At 48.4% G+C, this 19,289-nt stretch carries 16 protein-coding genes; 5 read left to right on the forward strand and 11 right to left on the reverse strand.

All coding sequences use genetic code 11. The annotated features are described in order from the left end of the window. Window positions 1–215: 215 nt before the first annotated feature. From BTA51_RS07155 to BTA51_RS07185, 7 genes are all read right to left on the reverse strand, one after another. Window positions 216–1,184, reverse strand: a complete 969-nt coding sequence (locus BTA51_RS07155) for a LysR family transcriptional regulator (protein WP_094706767.1) — start codon at window positions 1,182–1,184, stop codon at window positions 216–218. 357 nt (window positions 1,185–1,541) lie between these two features. Further along, a complete protein-coding gene (locus BTA51_RS07160) occupies window positions 1,542–2,318 on the reverse strand; it encodes an ABC transporter substrate-binding protein (protein ID WP_094706768.1) in 777 nt (258 codons plus the stop codon). Continuing rightward, on the reverse strand, window positions 2,290–3,972 hold the full coding sequence (locus BTA51_RS07165; RefSeq protein ID WP_094706769.1) for an ABC transporter substrate-binding protein: 1,683 nt from the start codon (window positions 3,970–3,972) through the stop codon (window positions 2,290–2,292). The genes BTA51_RS07160 and BTA51_RS07165 overlap by 29 nt, the downstream gene beginning before the upstream one ends. 103 nt (window positions 3,973–4,075) lie before the next feature. After that, window positions 4,076–4,435, reverse strand: coding sequence for a hypothetical protein (locus BTA51_RS07170; protein WP_094706770.1), 360 nt, complete (start codon window positions 4,433–4,435; stop codon window positions 4,076–4,078). A 389-nt stretch (window positions 4,436–4,824) separates the two neighbouring features. Next, window positions 4,825–5,304 carry an RpiB/LacA/LacB family sugar-phosphate isomerase gene (locus BTA51_RS07175; protein WP_094706771.1) on the reverse strand — a complete coding sequence of 160 codons (480 nt, stop codon included), beginning with the start codon at window positions 5,302–5,304 and terminating at the stop codon, window positions 4,825–4,827. A 37-nt stretch (window positions 5,305–5,341) separates the two neighbouring features. Beyond that, entirely contained in the window at window positions 5,342–6,109 is a 768-nt protein-coding gene (locus BTA51_RS07180; RefSeq protein WP_094706772.1) for a triose-phosphate isomerase, read from the reverse strand. Window positions 6,110–6,112: 3 nt separating this feature from the next. Further along, entirely contained in the window at window positions 6,113–6,883 is a 771-nt protein-coding gene (locus BTA51_RS07185) for a DeoR/GlpR family DNA-binding transcription regulator (protein ID WP_094706773.1), read from the reverse strand. A 150-nt stretch (window positions 6,884–7,033) separates the two neighbouring features. On the opposite strand from BTA51_RS07185, the gene tkt reads away from it, so the two are divergent. Beyond that, the gene (gene tkt, locus BTA51_RS07190) at window positions 7,034–9,055 is read left to right on the forward strand and encodes a transketolase (protein ID WP_246840960.1); all 2,022 of its coding nucleotides are present in this window, start codon (window positions 7,034–7,036) and stop codon (window positions 9,053–9,055) included. A 33-nt stretch (window positions 9,056–9,088) separates the two neighbouring features. Continuing rightward, the gene (fsa, locus tag BTA51_RS07195; RefSeq protein ID WP_094706774.1) at window positions 9,089–9,742 is read left to right on the forward strand and encodes a fructose-6-phosphate aldolase; all 654 of its coding nucleotides are present in this window, start codon (window positions 9,089–9,091) and stop codon (window positions 9,740–9,742) included. 79 nt (window positions 9,743–9,821) lie between these two features. Here fsa and BTA51_RS07200 read toward each other — a convergent pair whose 3' ends face one another. The 4 genes from BTA51_RS07200 to BTA51_RS07215 form a co-directional block, all read right to left on the reverse strand. Next, window positions 9,822–10,775: a sugar-binding transcriptional regulator gene (locus BTA51_RS07200; RefSeq protein WP_210404783.1), complete on the reverse strand. Its 954-nt coding sequence runs from the start codon at window positions 10,773–10,775 to the stop codon at window positions 9,822–9,824. 77 nt (window positions 10,776–10,852) lie between these two features. Continuing rightward, window positions 10,853–11,785, reverse strand: a complete 933-nt coding sequence (locus tag BTA51_RS07205) for a sugar phosphate isomerase/epimerase (RefSeq protein ID WP_094706775.1) — start codon at window positions 11,783–11,785, stop codon at window positions 10,853–10,855. A 19-nt stretch (window positions 11,786–11,804) separates the two neighbouring features. Next, a complete protein-coding gene (locus tag BTA51_RS07210) occupies window positions 11,805–13,340 on the reverse strand; it encodes a glycerol-3-phosphate dehydrogenase (protein ID WP_094706776.1) in 1,536 nt (511 codons plus the stop codon). A 227-nt stretch (window positions 13,341–13,567) separates the two neighbouring features. Then, window positions 13,568–15,109 carry an FGGY-family carbohydrate kinase gene (locus BTA51_RS07215; protein ID WP_094706777.1) on the reverse strand — a complete coding sequence of 514 codons (1,542 nt, stop codon included), beginning with the start codon at window positions 15,107–15,109 and terminating at the stop codon, window positions 13,568–13,570. An 848-nt stretch (window positions 15,110–15,957) separates the two neighbouring features. On the opposite strand from BTA51_RS07215, the gene BTA51_RS07220 reads away from it, so the two are divergent. The 3 genes from BTA51_RS07220 to BTA51_RS07230 are packed head-to-tail and all read left to right on the forward strand — an operon-like array spanning window position 15,958 to window position 19,223. Then, window positions 15,958–16,608: a DUF2291 family protein gene (locus BTA51_RS07220; RefSeq protein ID WP_246840961.1), complete on the forward strand. Its 651-nt coding sequence runs from the start codon at window positions 15,958–15,960 to the stop codon at window positions 16,606–16,608. After that, window positions 16,605–18,143, forward strand: coding sequence for a sugar ABC transporter ATP-binding protein (locus tag BTA51_RS07225; protein WP_094706778.1), 1,539 nt, complete (start codon window positions 16,605–16,607; stop codon window positions 18,141–18,143). Before BTA51_RS07220 ends, BTA51_RS07225 begins: the two co-directional genes overlap by 4 nt. Before the next feature lie 27 nt (window positions 18,144–18,170). Continuing rightward, complete coding sequence (locus BTA51_RS07230; RefSeq protein ID WP_094706779.1) at window positions 18,171–19,223, forward strand: ABC transporter permease; 1,053 nt, start codon at window positions 18,171–18,173, stop codon at window positions 19,221–19,223. Window positions 19,224–19,289: the final 66 nt, after the last annotated feature.

Below are 19,289 nucleotides of genomic sequence, written 5' to 3' on the forward strand. Positions count from 1 at the left end.
CCGACGGGTTTTACGCTTCTTATTCTGGTATTCGGCTTCGGAGAAGGTCATCTGTTCCATGGAAAGTATTCCTGATGAGTTAGCTTGGCCGTATTATGACTGATTTGGGGAGTTATTCAGAGTCTCCCTAGTTCGCATACATGGCCTTAAGGCGATGCCCCTAGCCAGATAGAATTAGTAAGTGGAGGGCAATTCGCTCACACACCTTCCACCTCTTATAAATACATTTTTTGAAAGGTCAAGTCATTAGGGGTAGCTTGCGCATTTATTGCGTCATTAGAAAGGATATCAACCATATGAAACACCCACTCAGCTTGATGTGAGCTCTTACGATAAACAAGATATATAGGCCTATTCAATAGAGAGTGATCACTATTCAACTCTATTAATACTTCTTTATCCAGATAGCTTTTTATTAAGTGTTTTGGAAATATAGATATTCCAACTCCCTCAGACACCATAACGACAGCACCAACTACGCTATTGACTCTAGCAGAGACATTACTCAAAGAGCGAGTATCCACATCGTATAATGGAGTGTAGTTATGCTTCATCCAGCAGTTTATAAGTTGATCTATTTCAGGGTAAGTTACGAAGGCTTGGCTTAGTATATTATTTTTATTTGAAACTTGTATTTTATGCCGTCCAGAGCATACGAGTACATATTCCTCCCGCCCAATTAAATTAAAACCTAGCGACTCCATTTCTAATGGCTCGGTAACGAGCCCGAAATCTACATTCGACTCTAGAACTAGCTTTATTATCTCTGAGTTCGAGGCAAACTCAATGTCGAGTTCAATATCTAAACTCGTTGACTTAAGGTTCAATAGAGAAAAAAAGTGGGGGCTGAATATATGACTATGGGGCAAGGCATATTTTATTATACCTTGAAGACAGCTTTCCTGATCAGATATATCCTCATATAAATTCACGACTAGATCGTTATAACTTCTTATAAACTCTAAAAAACGCCTACCGGAGTTTGTTAGACGGCAGCCCGTAGGAGTCCTGCTGAAAATTGTTGTGCCCAGAGCATCTTCAATGGATGTGATGTGCTGACTAATGCAGCTTACCGTCATTGCAGCCTTGGATGCAGCGCAGGAATAACTCCCCTCTTCGACCACTGCGACAAAAGCCTTAAAACGCTTAGGGTCGAGCTTAGAACAAGCCCCGTAAAAATCCATAGTAAATCCCTCTACACAGGCAAATTAAGTGCCATTCCATAAGGGAAAGCGTCTTTCTCAATAGCGAGCAAATAATAGCTTTCCCTAAGGAAACCACGTTCCATGTTTCAATGACGATATTGTATCGACCCTTGGGCAGGAAAAACACTTTCTCCTGCTGAATCTCCTCGATTGCCTGCAAACCCGGTGGGCGGACACAAGGTCCGCCCCTACAAAGGGCGTGAGGGCTGGTGTAGCGATAAGCATAAGTTGTCCAAATCTAATAACAAGACATTTCCTTTTTAAATACAATAGGATGTCTTTCCCTCATACAAACCATCAGTATATTATTGCGTAAATGCTGCTTATGGTTTGAGCCTATTTGTATAAAAGCCAGTTTTCGTTCTTTTTATCAATATAAGAACTATATATCTCGCTAATCACACCATTCCTGTACATCTCTTTCAACTCCGACTGCATGCGTTTTACCAAGTCCGGACTTGTGCCCTTATTGCAGGCCAATGCTCTAAGGGTCGTCAGAAACACAAGCTCACGTCTCAGAGACAAGCCATTTTCCCTAATCAAAATATCAGCTGAAATTGTATCGCTCGCCCAGAGATCCAGTCGTTTACGTATAAGTTTCTTAATATTGAGATCGTTCGATGTTGTCAGCTCAACTTTAAATCCGTAGTGTTCCAGGTATTCTCCCGCACCACTCCCCAGGTAGCTGCCTATCCGTAGATTCTTGGCATCATCTATTGATCGAATGACACCGTTTCTGCTCGGTCGGGAATAAAATGCATGCCGAGTCACCAGAATTGGACTGACCCAAAGAAACTGCGCTTCTCTTTCCTGCGATCTTTCGATGGCAAGTACGCAATGGTCGATATGGAAGCGGGTATATTGATAAGCTCTTTTGGGAGGGTGAAATGCTAAATCGTAATTTATATTTGCCCTCATTAATAAAGAATTCAAAATGTCGATCGCAAGACCCACAGGCTTGTTATTCTTTTGCTCCATGTAGGGCGGCTGGTGATATGCCAGGATATGAAGTAGGGGTTGTTCAGCCCGAGGCTTACCTATGGATGCCATGACTAAAAGCATGACACTAGCAATTAAGGCTGCCTTACTGCCAGGCCTTGATGGCTTGTTCATAACTCATGGTTCTCCCCGGAGGGTTTTCGTTACGCTTAGGCTTGGGAGCCCCGGGAAGACTAATCCAAAACCCCTTATCTGCTTTATTATTCAGTTTCGGGCTGCAGGGTCCTGGCTCTTCCTGTGCTATTACCGCCATTTCCCGATCCATGGATTGTGCCAAATTCGACATAACTTGCTCTACTGACTGCTTACCTTCTACTGCCAGTGATATATGCTTCCACCATAAAGGCGATAATTTTGCATAATTCGGTACGTTTGTGCCGGTTGGTGTCCAGTAATTCCTTGCTCTGGAGCGGTAGAACTCCACAAATCCGCCCAGGTAAGGAGCCCTTTCCGTCATTTCAGTGGAGTTGATGTCAGACAGTCTTATGGGGGTCAAGCCGACCATTGTCTTTTTTAGAGACACGGTTTTTGAAACGGTAAATTGTGCGTATAGCCATGCGGCTTTACGCCTATCCACAGGCGTGTTTTTGGTCAATGTCCAGGATCCTGCATCTTGATAGCCGGATTTCATTCCTGAGTCCCAATAGGCTCCCAAAGGGGATGGTGCTATACGCCATTTCGGGGTCCCATCCTCATTAACAATAGGAAGCTCCGGGTCTGTCACTTGCGCAATATAAGCCGTATACCAAAATATCTGCTGAGCAATCTTTCCACTTGCAGCCCACCGGCCCATAGCAGCATCGGTCAATTGTCTTGCTTCCGGCGGAGCGAATCTCAGCCAATCAACAAATTTTTTTATCGCATAGATTGCCGCCGGGCTGTCTAAGGCCCCTCCTCTTTCGATGCTCGCCCCAACCGGCCGGCACCCTGAGACTCGAATCCCCCAATCGTCTACCGGCTTTCCGTTGGGTAACCCAACATCTCCCATTCCTGCCATAGACAGCCATGCATCGGATATTCTCCACCCCAATGCCGGACTATTCAGGGCGTAATCCATATGCCCCCATACTCGCTCCCCATCAATTTCCCTGACATGCACTGTGAAAAATTCCGCGATATCTTCATAGGCAGTCCAGTTGAGAGGAACTCCTAACTCATAGCCATACAATTTACGAAAACGTTCTTGAAAATCTGGACGAGTAAACCAGTCATGACGATACCAATACACACTCGGAAATTGCTGGTCGGGCAACTGATACACTTTCCCATCCGGTCCGGTTGTAAATGGCAGCCCAATAAAATCATTCAAATCGAGAGAAGGTAGCGTCACCTCCTTCCCTTCTCCGCGAATGTAATCCGTAATGGGATAGATGGCTCCGCTGCGTACATGGGCACCAATCAGGTCGGAGTCACTGATAAAGGCATCATAGATATTGAGGCTGGTCTCAATCTGAGACAGAAGTTTACGGACCACGTCATCTTCACTTGTTATTTCGTGCGAGACTTTTATTCCTGTAATATCTTCAAAAGCTTTAGCGAGCACATTGGCTTCATACCGGTGCGTATCTATAGGTTCCGAAACGACATAAATTTCCATCCCCTTGAAGGGCTCTGCTGCACGACGGAACCATTCAAGCTCTTCCAGCTGTTCCTTCTTACTTAGAGTCGATATGGTGAATTCATCATTAATCCACTCTTCCGCAGACTTCCCCCAAGCAAATGAAACGGTAAGGGTAAGCGTAAACGCAATAAGGAGCCTAGCGCGCATACTCCCTCCTAGAGCGCGCGCCCGGCTGTGTCCACGGTAAATTCTATGACTGCTTCCACAGCCGTTTTCAAGAGTATGATCCACTACAAACCTATCTCCGAGATTACTGGACTCGAAACTGGCCAACTAATGCTTTCTGACGGTCCCTATTCTTGCGTCCAACAAAAAAAGAATACGCTTTAAAAGAAAAAGAAAAAGAAAAAGAAAAAGAAAAAAACTGAGTGGCATCAGAGAAAATCTCAGACTGAGCCATGTTGATAAGCTGATTTTCTAGTGAACTGAAGTATTGATTAAGTAACTGCTTTGTCACGTCACGCAAAGAAACCAATTGATTCTGGCGCGCTTTTAATAGAGATTCCTCCATCGCCTTCGAGGAGTATCGATTTGATATTAATGCTGTACAAAAAGCTGCAAAAGTTGCAACTATCACGACGCTGGTAATAACTTTGGATGCAATCTTCATAGGTTACACCTCAGCTCTCATGCTTAATCAGAAACCAAATAATGATCCCTGAATTGAACAGTTCGTCAATTCACTAATCTTGAAGCATCAGACTCTTTACCAATTTCTCAACGTACAGGCCTTTAGCTTCCCTCGCCTCTCGCCGTTGATACTGCGTCATCCTTAAATTTTAATATCAATTTAGAGACTAGGTGGTCTTGCTATAATGGTCAACCCTACAGCTGCAGACCCGCTTTCCATTCACTGTAATAGGTGACCTGGAAGATTAGTAATAAATCGTATCCAAAATGACAGCTTCAAGCCGGGCCTATATTGCCTATGACAGAAATTGCCCGGCCGATAGCGAATAGTTCTCCTGATTCGTTTCATCTCGAGATCTCACAAGATACTCAGACAGCTCCTTTATTATCAGACGAGACAGGACGATACTTAGCATCTACCAGGTTTATCGCGTTCACGTTCCCGGCAGAACGCCCATGTTCGTCAAAAGTCTTTTGCAGGAACTCATCAGCGATGGCTTTCGCCAATTCAGCACCAATGACCCGTGCCCCCATCGTAATGATTTGTGCGTTATTTGACAGGGCTGCTCGAACCGCCGAATATGTGTCGTGCGTCAACGCGGCCCGAATTCCCGGCACTTTATTGGCGGCGATGCAAACACCTATCCCAGTACCACAAACCAGAATAGCACGATCATAGGTGCCATCCAGTATAGTCGATGCCACACGATCAGAGAGATTGGCGTAAAACATATCTTGCCCTTCCGAACTGCGAGAGATATTTTCAACATCATACCGACCTTTCAGATGCTCACTTAGAATCTGGGCCAACGCTTCTCCTGCACTATCACCTGCTACAGCAACTTTCATATCAGCTCACCTCTTTAATGTTTATGTCTGATTGTTCTCAAATCACAGCGGCGCACTTTTGGAGTATTTCTAGATACCCCTCTAACTGCCAAGCTGATCGGCCTATAAAGAGCCCATCAATGTGTTCACATGAGACTAATTCTTCACAGTTGTCTGGATTGACCGACCCTCCGTAAAGGCAAGGCACTCGTCGTCCTAGTATCGCTTGCGAAAAGTATCCGATATCGCGATGCCTGGCCTCTGCATACTCCGCGGTTGCGGGTATTCCTTTATCCCCGATCGCCCAAACCGGCTCGTAAGCGAATAACAATGGAGCCTCTACGAGGGATTTATCCAAGAACTGAAGCGCTCCCTGAACCTGAGCTTGAAGAACTGCTGACGCTTGGCCGTTGTCCCGTTCTTCCAACGTTTCACCAACACAGATCAAGGGAATAAAGCCATGACGTACTGCTGCTTCAGTTTTAAGGCCTACGGTATAATCCGTCTCACCAAAGTGTTCCCGACGCTCCGAATGGCCAAGCTCGACAATATCCAACTGACAATCCTTGAGCATCACGGGAGAGATTTCACCGGTCCAAGCACCGCTATCAGCCCAGTGCATGTTTTGTGCTCCGACTTTTACGCTGGTACCCGCCAATACTTTCTTTACTTCCCGGGCGGCGGTAAAAGGAGGAATGACAAATCGTTGAATCCTGTCATCCGCCGTTGCGTCAACTTCTCTGAGCCCATCAGCGAATTGCAGTGCCTCATTAAGAGTTTTGTTCATCTTCCAACTGGTGCCGATCCAGATATTGGCTGTGGACATCAATTACTCCTCTTTTCCAGCAATGGTCAGGTGGATTCCTGACTGAGTCAGTTCGTTAAATACTTCATCTCCAGGCGAACAATCCGTGATAACAGCATCGAATTCTTCAAGGTTGGCCAATACATGCAGAGCGACATGGCCAAAGCGCTGATGGCTGATCAACAGGCAGGACTTTACCGATCCTTTCAACATCGCCCTTTTGCTTCGTATTACGTCATCATCCATGTGAAAGGCCTGGCTCCCGGAAACCGCAGGACTGGATATGAATGCAATGTCTGCCCGCAGATTTTCGAGGCTCTGTTCTGTCAACACCCCAAAGTAGCCATTGAACTTAGCGGAGTACTCTCCCCCCAACGCAATCAACTTAATCCCACTTTCCTGACGGAGCCGATCAATAATCGCGGCATTGTTTGTTATGACTGTTAGAGGGCGTTTCTCAGGAAGCATTTCGCCAAGAGCTGCAGCTGTTGAGCCATCGTTAATCATGATCGTCATCCCTGGTTCTATAAGCTCCATGGCACGACGTGCAATCAGTTCTTTTTCCTCATGCCCCTGACGTTCACGGAACCTGAAGTCACTTTCAAACTGCATTCCTGCTTCGATCGTCGCACCGCCGCGAACTTTGCGTAGTAATCCCGCCTGCTCCAGCTCATCCAGGTCCCGATGCACCGTCATTTTGGACACCGCATATCGGTGCGCCAGCTCTTCAACTTCAACTGCCCCTTGATCTGCCAGCAACTCAAGAATCAATTGTCGGCGCTCGTCTCGCTTCATTGGCCTCTGCCTCTCCGGCTATCTCATAAGAATTATTCAAGTATAGTTTTAACACCAAAACGAATCATAAACAACTTTTATTGTGTGATATTGATATTTTTAAATGTTACATTTACAGTAAATAGCCAGATCACTAACAAGGATAAAAAAATGTCTATATCTGATATGGTGAAAACCAAAGGCGCATTGCATCCGCAGAATTTTGCTCTGGCAAATTGCATCCGTGCCTTATCTATTGATGCAGTAGAGGCAGCTAAATCCGGCCACCCAGGAGCCCCTATGGGAATGGCTGATGCCGCAACTGTCCTATACCGAAAGCACCTAAAGTTTGATGCTGCCAATCCGAACTGGCACGACAGGGATCGCCTGGTTTTGTCAAATGGGCACGCCTCAATGTTGTTATATAGCCTGTTATATTTAACAGGCTATGAGTCCGTCACGCAGGATCAGCTTCGACAGTTCAGACAATGGGGCTCTCTTACAGCCGGTCATCCTGAGTATCTCCACACCCCCGGAGTGGAAACCACAACAGGTCCGTTAGGTCAGGGGTTTGCAGGCGCAGTCGGCATGGCACTAGCGGAACGACTGCTTGCTCAAGAGTTTGGAGAAAAACTGGTAGATCACTATACCTATGTGTTTTTGGGAGACGGTTGCCTTCAGGAAGGTATCGGCCAGGAGGCCATCAGTCTGGCCGGCCATTTAGGCCTGGGGAAATTGGTCGTTTTGTATGACGACAATGATATTACCATTGACGGCCCTACCTCTGTCTCCTTCTCTGAAGATATTCCCAATCGTTTCAAGAGTTGCGGATGGCATGTGCAACAGTGCGATGGTCATGACGCCACCGCCATTGATCAAGCTTTGATAGAAGCTAAACAACATTCGGATAGCCCATCTCTGATCGCACTGAAAACAGTGATCGGTTTTGGCTCTCCAAACAAGTCTGGCTCCAGTGCGTCTCATGGCGCACCTTTAGGATCTGAGGAAGCGGCTCTCAGCAAAGCCGCCCTTGGCTGGACCTCTGAACCCTTCGCGATCCCTGAAGATTTGTTACATCAGTGGCGGGAAATCGGTCAACAAGGCCGAAGTGAGCGACTGAACTGGGAAAAGCGCCTGTCTAACAGCCCGGCCGATGTAAAGAATGAATTTTTGAGACGTATGCGAGGAGACATTCCCCAGGAGTTCACAAAGCAAATAGAGCAGGCACGAAAAGCGCTGTTCGATCATCCCCAAAAAGTCGCCACCCGCAAGGCCAGTCAAATGGCGCTGGAAGTTATAGCATCAGCAATACCAGAACTGGTAGGAGGGTCAGCAGACCTGACCGGTTCCAACCTGACTTGGGTAGAAACTCTTGAGAGTCGGTTCGTTCGACATCAGGCCGGCAGGTATATCAGCTATGGCGTGAGAGAATTTGGTATGGCAGCGGCCATGAATGGGCTTTCCGTCCACGGCGGAGTTATTCCTTATGGCGGAACCTTTCTGGTGTTTTCTGATTACGCACGGAACGCAATTCGACTCTCTGCCTTAATGGGAGTCGGCACCATTTATGTGATGACACACGATAGCATCGGTCTAGGAGAAGACGGCCCCACACATCAGCCGATTGAACACCTCGCCTCACTTCGCGCGATTCCAAACCTGAACACATTTCGTCCCGCAGATGCGGTTGAAACCCTGGAATGCTGGGAAATTGCTATACGCAGCCGCAGCACACCTTCGTTATTGGCGCTGTCGCGACAAGGGGTCCCGCAACTCAGAACTGATGACGGACCAGATAACCTTTGTAAACACGGCGCTTACATCATTCGAGAGCTTGGCGATAAACGGGATCTAACAATTTTAGCGACTGGAACGGAAGTCGCGATGGCAGTGGAAGCAGCCGAAGCATTAAACAACGAAGGAATAGGTGTGGCAGTAGTTTCCATGCCCTGCTGGGAACTCTTTGAGCAACAACCCGCTGAATATCGCGCGACAGTATTGGGAACCGCCCCTCGCATCGCTGTGGAGGCTGCCGGCAAGTTCGGCTGGACCCGTTATGTGCAGAGCGAAGACGATGTGATAGGGCTGGATGGGTTTGGTGCCTCGGCTCCCGCGGATGTGCTTTATCGGAAGTTTGGAATCACTACAGACGCATTAATCCAGAAAGCGCATGAGCTACTGGAGTTCAAGTAAATCACATATTCACCAAGATAGAGGATATATAGCATGAAATTTTTTGCAGACACCGCCATTGTGAGCGACATAGAAGAACTCAATTCCTATGGGCTACTGGATGGTGTTACCACCAACCCGAGCCTGGTGGCAAAATCAGGAAGAAATTTTATCGAGGTGGTCGCCGAGATCTGCGCACTGCTCGAGGGTCCCGTATCAGCGGAAGTGGCCTCAACCCAGTATGACAATATGATCGCAGAAGGCGAACATCTGGCTTCCATTGCCAATAACGTAGTGATCAAGCTGCCACTAACTCTGGAAGGTCTTAAAGCCTGCCGATACTTCAGCCAGAAAGGCATCAAAACCAACGTGACACTCTGCTTTTCAGCCAACCAAGCCCTGCTGGCAGCCAAAGCCGGCGCGACTTATATATCGCCCTTTCTTGGCCGGCTGGATGATATCAATATTGAGGGTATGGACCTGATCAGGGATATACGCACCATTTATGACAACTATGGTTTCGACACTCAAATATTGGCCGCTTCAATACGATCAGCAAACCACGTTAAAGCCGCTGCTCTTGCTGGCGCAGATGTGGCAACGATTCCCCCAGCGGTTATCAGAAGCTTGGCAGATCATGTATTAACAGAGAAAGGACTGGCTCAGTTTGAACGCGACTGGGCTGCAACAGGCCAATCCATTCTTTAATAGACAACTAAAGCACCAATGCCAGGTATTTAACCTGGCATTGGTTGAGTTTTTAAAGGATAAGGAGTACTCAAAAAGATTATTGCAGCAGAGCGACGGCAGTACACTCATCAGTGATTAACCCAGTTAGCACACCGCTTTTTAAAACAGCCCGTATGGCACTAACCTTTGTGGCTCCCCCGGCTACAGCGACCACTTGTCCGATTCTTTCCTTCATGAATGAAGTAGAGAGTGTTCTGGCAGCCAGCGAGGTCTTAAGTATATTGCCATTGGCGTCAAAAAAATGGCCCGAAGCTTCACCGATACCACCTGCAGCCGCTATCTCACCAATTTCCTCAGGCTTGATCGTGCCTGAAGCCACCAGCTGGGCAGCTGAGTCTACCGTACCAATTCCCAACAGCTTGAGATCGGCATGCTCTGCCATTGTAAATATTTCTTTAACCCCGCGCTGGGCAAGCAGTACTTCCCGATCCTCAACGGAGTTGGCCAACAACGGAACCGGCATGGTGTAGGAAGGGGCACCGGTCTTTTCCGCAATCCAGTGAAGCACATCATATCGATTAACAGCAAAGTCACGGGTTAGTCCACCCAGCAATGAAACAAACCGAACATTCGGAGCTTCCATTCGTGGCAATTGGGCGATTGACGCTGAAAGTGTGCGGCCCAGTGAAATTCCGATGGTCATCGCGTGCTTGCCGGATAACTGTTGACGCAAAAATCGAGCACCAGCCTGCCCCAATGTTCGCAGAGGAATACCTTCTTCCCCCAAGTCAGGAGCTACTTGGCAGTAATCTAGCCCATAGGCTCCAACCAATTGATGCTCCAGGGAAACACACTGAGTAATATCCCCATCAATTGATACCTTAACCGCACCTTCGGCCACGGCCTTGGCTATCAGTCGATGGGTTTTCAGAGAAGTTAAGCCGAGGCGTTTGGCCACAGCAGCCTGAGTCAGGCCGCCAACGTAGTGAAGCCAAGCCGCCCTGAGTGCAGTAGATTCTTCACTGTCCACCAGAGATTCCAGTCGTTCCATATTGTTTCGACCCATAACGATTGCGTTGACGCGGATATTACCCCACTGAACCTGATTATCAACAGACTACAAAAGGATCAATAATTGAGATACTTCTCACCAGTATCGATATAAGGCGCCCAGAACGCCACACTTTCAGCAATTTGTTCAACCACCTGCCGATCTGTAGGTTCTCGTTCCTTGAAGCTCAGTTCAAGGCAAATTTCATTGTCACTTGCGCCACCTGCCCTCAACGCCTCAAGTAGCGGTGGGGGCTGAATTCTACCTTCAGCGTTATATTCAGACGTAAAAGGTCGATGACCACCTTTCTCCATAAGACTCTGTTTAATGTGAATGATAGGCGAATATCGAGGTACAGCTCGTGCCCATGCGTAAGGGTCATAGTCGTCGGGATTTTCAGAAGTCACGTCGCCGTGATCGATGTCCGCCATCATCCACATAGGTATCGCCATTGGAGTTTCAGAGATTCTGGTTTGCAAGCTGAGACTAGCTTCAATGGTTTCCCCAAACTCCCTTCCAACACTCATCGGTTCCCAGAACAAATACTCCAGTCCGGCCGACTTTGCATATTCAGCCACTTCACCCCAGCAATCGATAGCCACATTTACCAGAGACTCCCGGCGGTTCAAATCCTTATAATCCCGGTAGGTCATGATAGCGAACTGTGTGCCTATCGCCCGCCCGCCCAGGTCAGCAATAATATCCGCAAATATTTTAAACCACTCGACATAGTAGCGACGCACTTCCGGATCTGGATGACCAAAGTGATTAAGCCTCCCATAAGGGCCGGTCATGCCAGAGGTGATCCTGACTCCGGTACGGGCTAGCGCAGCTTTCATCTGACGTGAAAGACGCCCAATCACGGAAGAGGGCCAGGCCGGATTGATAAATTCATGCGTTAGCTGCAGGTCCCGGATTTTGATATCCCGGGCGACGGTATCAATCAGATCGTCAGGTTCTGCAAACCGGTTTACTAAGGGATTTGTATTCAGGCCTAATGACAACGGCATATCAACTCACTCCTACTCTTCAGGATACAGCGGAAATAGGCGACTTATCCTTTTGCGGAAACTGCTCGGAAAACCAAACAGTAAAATTGACCTTTTGTTCCGGGGTAAGATGAAGCCCCTCTTTGGTACGCCGCTGCAGAATATCCTCTACGGAAATAGCCCACTCATTATCCACCAGATAACGAACCTCATTTTCATAGAGGTTTGAGCCAAAGTGCCGTCCAAGGGCTTTTACTGAACTCGCCTGACCGATGATATGATGGGTGCGCGTTCCGTATAGGCGACCGTAGTGGTTTAACAACGATCGGGGTAGCCAGCTGAACTCCTTGCGTAAATGCTCCTGGAACTGCACAAAATCCGCATTGGGAATATCTCCTCCTGGTAACGGAGTTCCGCTGGTCCAGTCCGGTCCCATTTTAGGGAAAAGTTTAATGAGTCTTTGAAGAGCGTGTTCTGAGAGCTTGCGAAAAGTTGTGATCTTTCCGCCGAAGACATTCAATAAAGGAACCCCTTCTGTCTCATCAAGGTCAAATACATAGTCGCGGGTGACCGCAGAAGGGTTACCGTTGCCATCATCAAACAGCGGACGCACCCCGGAAAAACTATCAATCACATCGCTTCGACGAAGCTGTTCCTTAAAGTACCGATTCACAGCATCTAACAAGTATTCAATTTCACTTTCTTCCGCCTTAACGTTTTCTATCCGGCCCTCGTAGGGAATATCAGTGGTGCCGATCAAAGCCTTGTCACCTTCATAAGGATTGATAAAGATCACCCGCTTATCCCTGTTTTGCACCAGATAGGCCTGCTGTCCCTGCCAGAATTTAGGAACGATAATATGGGATCCCTTTACCAGGCGCACATTCCTAGCGCTCGTTGAATCAGCAACATCGTCGATAACCTGACGCACCCAGGGGCCAGCAGCGTTTACAAGCACTTTGGCCCGATAAACCTGCTCATTTCCGTTAAGCTCATTCCGTGTGGTGACCACCCAGCTCCCCTTATCCCGCCGCGCCGCAATACATTGCGTACGGGTCAAAACCTTCGCACCGCGCTCGGCGGCGTCAACGGCATTGAGAATCACCAGCCGGGAGTCATCCACCCAGCAGTCTGAATACTCAAAGCCCCGCCGGTACAGCTCCTTGATGGGAGCACCCTCAGGGTCGCGTTTCATATCCAGGGTCCGGGTACCTGGCAGCTTCTTTCGGCCACCAAGGTGATCGTAGAGGAACAACCCCATGCGGACCAGCCAGGCCGGTCGATCTTCCTTACTATGAGGAAGCACAAAGCGCATCGGCCAGATTATATGGCTGGCCGAGTTCATCAGAACCTCCCGTTCAATTAACGCCTCCCGTACGAGGCGAAACTCGTAATACTCCAAATATCGAAGTCCGCCGTGAACCAGCTTCCCTGATCTCGATGAGGTTCCCTGGGCAAGGTCGTCCTTTTCACACAATACGACCGAGAGTCCTCGCCCAGCGGCATCCCGGGCAATTCCTGCACCATTGATCCCCCCGCCGATAACAAATAAGTCTACCAAAGGCTCTTCTTTCATTTCTGAGCTCCTGCTTTCATAAGACCAGGGTTTGATTCTGGCCCGTTAGGGTTAAATGTGGGATAAGCATCCAGCAGGCATGTATAGAACTACCTGAGTCGCCACTGCGTCGTTAAAAACTGCCTAAAAGTGCTCAATGACCCTTTTTCAACTCCGCAATTTCGTTCTTTTGCCTTGCTTCGGCTGCTTCGCCAACGCGTTTTAACAACCTGCTGGATTGATTAGAATTAAGAGAACTTCTCCCAAATTCTGGCGAGAGAGGTTCGAGTTTCGACATAAGCCTCATACAGTTGGGTATAACGGTTTACCAAGTGTTCATCGGCGCACTCTTTATCGCCGAGCAACGGAGTCACCCAGTCAGCAATACAATCTTCCATCGACTGATAAACCCCATTGGCAACTGCACTCATCATCGCAGCCCCCGCCGCACCAGCCTCCAAGCGAGAGGAAATTCTGACCGGAGCACCAACACAAGCAGCGAGAATCGACCTCAGTTCTACAGAGCGTGCTGCTCCACCGGTTAAACGTAACTCTTGCGGAATAGGTCCCATTGCCTGATAACAATCGCGCACAGCCATTCCCAAGCCTTCGACAACGGCTCGTACCAGATCATGGAATCGGTGCCTATATGAGAGCCCGATGAAACTGGCTCGAGCCTGGGCATCAACAAAGGGCCCTCTTTCTCCGGCGGCAGAAATGTAGGGATGGTACAAAAGTTGCCCCGGCTGCGACTGTTGCAGCCACTGATCCACATTTGACACCAGGCTATTGTGGGAGGAGGCCAAACCTTCAGATGACAAAATATCTTCCGCAATATTTAGCAGCCAATCGAGATTTAATGTAGCCGCCATATTCGTCTGTACCTGAGTCACCCGGTTTCTGACCGGAAGCGCAATAACATAGCCAGTTCCCTCCGAATTCAGGTAGACATTTTCCGCTTCGACTGAACGCATATGCACCCCGGTGGAACCTATAACCGAACAGGCGGCGTTATCCATTCCGGTATGGACACCAGCTCCAAGCGCTGTCATAACCATGTCAACATAAGCCAGCGTAACGGGAGTTCCAGCCTTCAAGCCAGTCAATCTACTGGCTGTTACGGATAACGGGTGAGTAATATCTGATCCATCAATAATATCCGGCAACAACGAACGGTAGGCAGACAGTTCCAGCGCATCAATTACCAGATCGCTATACTGGCGGGTTCGAAAGTCTCCAAAGGTAAAACTCGCTTCAGACGGGTCGGTTGCTCGGACACCGGTGAGATTAAGGTAAAGCCAATCTTTACAGTGAAGAGCGCAGTCGGTTGCCTTCAATAGCTCCGGCGCATATCTGGACATATGCGCTAATTGACTTCCCTGTTGACAACTGTTCAGTCCAGTACCGGTAGACTCGAAGCGAGCACGGGAGTTCTCTGATTTGTTCAAGTCTCTTACAGTGGGAGCGGAGCGAGCATCCAGCCAAAGCCAAGCGTCTGTGACCGGTTGATTATCTTTGCCGACGAGCCAAGTACCGTCACCCTGGGCCGTGACCGATATTCCGAGAGTGCGCTCAGCAAGTCCCGGCACCTCCTCGGCCAGAGCCCGCAATGAGCGCGCGCAGTCCTGCCAGGTTCTTTCCATATCCTGAGTAGCCGCCCCGTCAGCATCCGACTGATACTGGTTTCGAATCGAAGCAACAGCGATCTGCCGCCCTTTAAGATCAAAAGCAACAGACTTGATTACTGAGGTCCCGGCATCAATTCCAATCAGAACGTCTGTACTACTCATAGGAGCCCTCCATTCGCGGCCTGCAGCCCAAGCCACAACTATCGGTAATGGATTCTCCTATTGTAGCTCTCGTCGCTCTAATGAGGCGATGAAGGAACTTTCTTGTTGTTATCATAATGCCCACAGATATCTTGATATTTTTTTCTTGTTTAGAAACTTATTTCATTTCAACACATTCTGTCAACCTGAAATTCCGTCTTCATCTTTCACTATATCTTGTCAGAGGCCCTCTTCAGAAGGGGTTTCAACCAACGCGACCAAACTCCAAAAAGCAGCCAATAGACAACCATATATATTTGTTTTTTATACTTTTACTCCTCATAAAGCCACTGCATCTCAGGCGTCCAGATTCCTACACCTCACTCATCTCTCATTGAGTGAAATGACGATTCTTCTCTGGATAATTAACAACCAAGAGAAAGATATTTTTTTCTATTCATGCAATATTTTTCATTGACAATGGCGTTTATTTGGCAGATTTTAGAAATACCCGTTGGTGTGAAATTATCACTTTGTGTATCACCCGGAGCTGGAAGCCCTCTCCTGAAAGCAGTTTTGAGAAGCAACCAGTTATCCGGCCTGAAGCAGAGAAAAAATAAAAATGCGACAAATAATCACCAGCCCTGATGTAGGCGTTATTCGTTTACGGGCCCTATCTCAGCTTTCCTTGATGGAAAGCCCCTACCAGCATTCGCAACTGGGGGACCATCGATTTCCCGTTTCTGATGCAAGACTTTCATTTCGACCCCCTAACCATCCAGACCCCATCAACCGCCACAGGAATCTTTCCACTCCTGATGTGGCCAATGGACTCTTGATATTTGGTCGAAAAGCTAATGGATATGAATATGCAAAATGAAATGACGTTACGACAACCACCGAAACCACATCGTCGAATGGTTATCAGCTCTCTGACAGCCATTCTCGTTTTTGCAGCGATCGCTCTGGATACCAAAGTTGTCAGGATAGGCTCGGAAGAAGATGTCCGGGAACAGTCATTCTCACCCGAGGCTTTCGCAAAGCGCACTTTTCCTGAAATTCAAAGTTTTGTTCTTGAGAATGCGGTACCTGCACGAGAAGTGCTTGAGGCTATAGAGCAAGACAAGAAAGCTGCGGCTGAACGCTATGGAGTCGCCGCAGGTGTTGGTCCCGTCATACCGGTCTCATTCAGAGGCGTCGTTGGGAACGGCAAATCAGGCATATATTCAATATTTGTCGAAGGCTGGCCCGAAGGTTACCAACTACGCGTTCAGACAGGGCCAGCCATCAATGGTACTGACCTGCGCGATGCCACCGGCTCCATAAAGTTCGGACAGTTTACAAACCAGATCGAATATCAAGACGCGGGAGCCGCTCTAAACAGGGCAATGAAATCCGCCGTTCTAGATTCTATTGACACGTCTGACCTCAGCGGCAAGAGCGTGAGAGTTGTTGGCGTGTTCAAGCTGATTAACCCGAAAAACTGGCTTGTGACTCCTGTGAGGTTGGAACTGAAATGAATACCGCGATTAACATCAATGTTGAACCAGAGGTGGTTTTAGCGGCACGTAATATTGCCAAGAGCTATGGCAATACCCATGCCCTAAAAGGCGTTAACTTCGATATTTATCGGGGAAGTGTCACCACCTTGTTTGGCGAAAATGGCGCTGGGAAGTCCACCTTGATGAAAATTTTGTCCGGCGTCATTTCCCCTACTTCAGGAAAAATCATTCTGGATGGGCAGCCAATCAACTTTGCCTCCCCCTCTGAATCTCGCGATCTGGGAATATCCATTATTCACCAGGAGCTGAGTCTCGCTCCGAATCTTTCTGTCCGCGACAACATTTTCATGGGGCGCGAAATCATGACGGCTACAGGAGTCAATTTTTCGGAGGAAGAAAGACAAACACGCGAGTTGATGAAGGAACTGGAAGAGGACATCGATCCACTCACTCCTGTCGAAGACCTTCGCCTGGGGCAGCAGCAGATCGTCGAAATAGCCCGGGCTCTATCCGTTAACGCCCGCATTCTGATTATGGATGAACCTACCTCGGCATTGAGTGCCTCTGAAGTAGAGGTATTGTTTAAAATCATTCGGGATCTCACCTCTCGAGGGGTTTCGATCGTTTATATTTCCCACCACCTGGAAGAAGCCCTGCAAATTACGGATCATGCTGTAGTTCTACGGGACGGCACTATGACCGCTTATGCAGAGCGTCAGGATATCGATCTGGAATGGATCGTTCGTCATATGGTGGGAGAAGGATTTGACCTTGGATCTCCACCTGCTGGATATGACTTCGGTAAAACCTCTCTGTCGATAAAATCTCTATGCATCCCAGACCAGTCAGGCAACGATTTCAATGTTGTCGACGAGTTATCTCTGGATGTACGTGAAGGAGAAGTTGTCTGCTTGTATGGACTGATGGGTTCCGGCAGAACCGAGTTAATGGAATGCATCGCCGGACGCCTCAAACCTTCCTGCGGAACTATCGTCTTGCATGAGCATGATATTTCCAAGCTGACGATTGCCCAGCGAATTGACGCCGGTCTTGTCCTGGTGCCAGAAGACCGTCAACGAGACGGCCTGGTACAGACCATGTCGGTAGGAAAAAACCTCTCCCTTGCCAGCATTAGTGCATTTACCAGTAAGTTGCTCACCTCAACAAAAGCGGAACAAAGCCTCATTGACCGAATGATTAAGGATGTCACCGTTAAAACGGCAAGCGACACAGCTGAAATAGGTTCTCTCTCAGGAGGCAACCAGCAAAAAGTGGTGATCGGAAAAATGCTCGCCACTAATCCTAAGGTGATTTTACTGGATGAACCAAGTCGCGGAATTGACATAGGCGCTAAAGCAGAGGTGTTCAAGCTACTCGCCGAACGAGCCAGGGCCGGACTTTCTGTAATCTATTCCACTTCCGAGGTAGGTGAATGTCTAAGCATAGCGCATCGCATTATTGTCCTGAGTAAAGGACGTATTGCCGGCGAATTTAATTCCAGCGCCTCCAAAGAAGCCATTATGGCAGCTTCAGGCGAGTCCGTTGCCCATTAGAATCAGTGATATTTCGGAGCCCAGATTATGTCCGTTTCATCCCCAACCATGACCATACAGCCAATGGAAAAACACCGAACCAAACTCAACTTCGCACGAATACTTCTTGAAGGGCGTGCATTCTTTGCCCTTGTTGCCATCATCATCAGTTTTTCGTTGTTATCTCCGAATTACTTCACAGTTAACAATTTCCTGATCATGTCATCTCATGTGGCGATTTTCGGTTTACTTGCAATCGGAATGTTGATGGTCATTCTTAACGGCGGCATTGACTTGTCCGTGGGATCAACACTTGGTCTTTGCGGTGTCTTTGCCGGCTTCCTGATGCAGGGGGTCGAATCCGAAACGCTCGGCGTTATTTTCTACCCTCCTGTATGGGCAGTCGTGCTACTCACCTGCGCACTTGGAGCTTTCATTGGTACGATCAATGGAGTTCTCATCGCTTGCTTCAGAGTCCCGGCATTTGTGGCTACGCTCGGCACACTATATGTCGCCCGTGGTGTGGCGTTGTTGATGACCAACGGTTTGACATACAACAAGCTGGCTGGGGCAACGGAACTCGGGAATACCGGATTTGATTGGCTGGGATTCAACCGACTTGGAGGAATTCCTATTGGTGTCATCATTCTGCTGACGGTCGCCATTATCACGGGATTAGTGCTGAGTCGAAGCGCGTTTGGCCGCTGGCTGTATGCCTCTGGAGGAAACGCACGTGCTGCTGATCTCTCCGGGGTTCCCACCATGAAAGTACAGATATCCGTCTACATCATCTCCGGGATCTGCGCTGCCATCGCAGGATTGGTTCTGTCCTCCCAGCTTACCTCTGCCGGTCCCACTGCCGGTACTACTTATGAATTGACCGCCATTGCCGCAGTCGTGATCGGAGGAGCTGCCCTCACTGGTGGTAGAGGGACAGTTAAAGGCACCCTGCTTGGCGCGTTTGTAATCGGCTATCTCTCTGACGGACTAGTCATCATCGGTGTGTCAGCCTATTGGCAAACCGTCTTCACAGGAGCGGTGATAGTCCTGGCAGTACTCCTGAACAGCCTGCAATACGGAGGGCGAAATAAACGCACCTAAAATCACAGAACTTCCATGACACTCTGGACTTAAACCTCCAGATGGTATTGGACCTGCCGGTTACCG

The organism is Hahella sp. CCB-MM4 (genome assembly GCF_002260525.1).
In the GTDB taxonomy this organism is placed as follows: Bacteria; Pseudomonadota; Gammaproteobacteria; order Pseudomonadales; family Oleiphilaceae; genus Hahella.

Excerpts from the sequence above, each read along its gene's own strand:
- BTA51_RS07205 (WP_094706775.1), bottom strand. The coding sequence starts at position 11,785 with ATGCCGTTGTCATTAGGCCTGAATACAAATCCCTTAGTAAACCGGTTT.
- tkt (WP_246840960.1), top strand. The coding sequence starts at position 7,034 with ATGTCTATATCTGATATGGTGAAAACCAAAGGCGCATTGCATCCGCAG.
- BTA51_RS07230 (WP_094706779.1), top strand. The coding sequence starts at position 18,171 with ATGTCCGTTTCATCCCCAACCATGACCATACAGCCAATGGAAAAACAC.
- BTA51_RS07210 (WP_094706776.1), bottom strand. The coding sequence starts at position 13,340 with ATGAAAGAAGAGCCTTTGGTAGACTTATTTGTTATCGGCGGGGGGATC.
- BTA51_RS07165 (WP_094706769.1), bottom strand. The coding sequence starts at position 3,972 with ATGCGCGCTAGGCTCCTTATTGCGTTTACGCTTACCCTTACCGTTTCA.
- BTA51_RS07220 (WP_246840961.1), top strand. The coding sequence starts at position 15,958 with ATGCAAAATGAAATGACGTTACGACAACCACCGAAACCACATCGTCGA.
- BTA51_RS07200 (WP_210404783.1), bottom strand. The coding sequence starts at position 10,775 with ATGGAACGACTGGAATCTCTGGTGGACAGTGAAGAATCTACTGCACTC.
- BTA51_RS07215 (WP_094706777.1), bottom strand. The coding sequence starts at position 15,109 with ATGAGTAGTACAGACGTTCTGATTGGAATTGATGCCGGGACCTCAGTA.
- BTA51_RS07155 (WP_094706767.1), bottom strand. The coding sequence starts at position 1,184 with ATGGATTTTTACGGGGCTTGTTCTAAGCTCGACCCTAAGCGTTTTAAG.
- BTA51_RS07225 (WP_094706778.1), top strand. The coding sequence starts at position 16,605 with ATGAATACCGCGATTAACATCAATGTTGAACCAGAGGTGGTTTTAGCG.
- fsa (WP_094706774.1), top strand. The coding sequence starts at position 9,089 with ATGAAATTTTTTGCAGACACCGCCATTGTGAGCGACATAGAAGAACTC.
- BTA51_RS07175 (WP_094706771.1), bottom strand. The coding sequence starts at position 5,304 with ATGAAAGTTGCTGTAGCAGGTGATAGTGCAGGAGAAGCGTTGGCCCAG.
- BTA51_RS07180 (WP_094706772.1), bottom strand. The coding sequence starts at position 6,109 with ATGTCCACAGCCAATATCTGGATCGGCACCAGTTGGAAGATGAACAAA.
- BTA51_RS07160 (WP_094706768.1), bottom strand. The coding sequence starts at position 2,318 with ATGAACAAGCCATCAAGGCCTGGCAGTAAGGCAGCCTTAATTGCTAGT.
- BTA51_RS07185 (WP_094706773.1), bottom strand. The coding sequence starts at position 6,883 with ATGAAGCGAGACGAGCGCCGACAATTGATTCTTGAGTTGCTGGCAGAT.
- BTA51_RS07170 (WP_094706770.1), bottom strand. The coding sequence starts at position 4,435 with ATGAAGATTGCATCCAAAGTTATTACCAGCGTCGTGATAGTTGCAACT.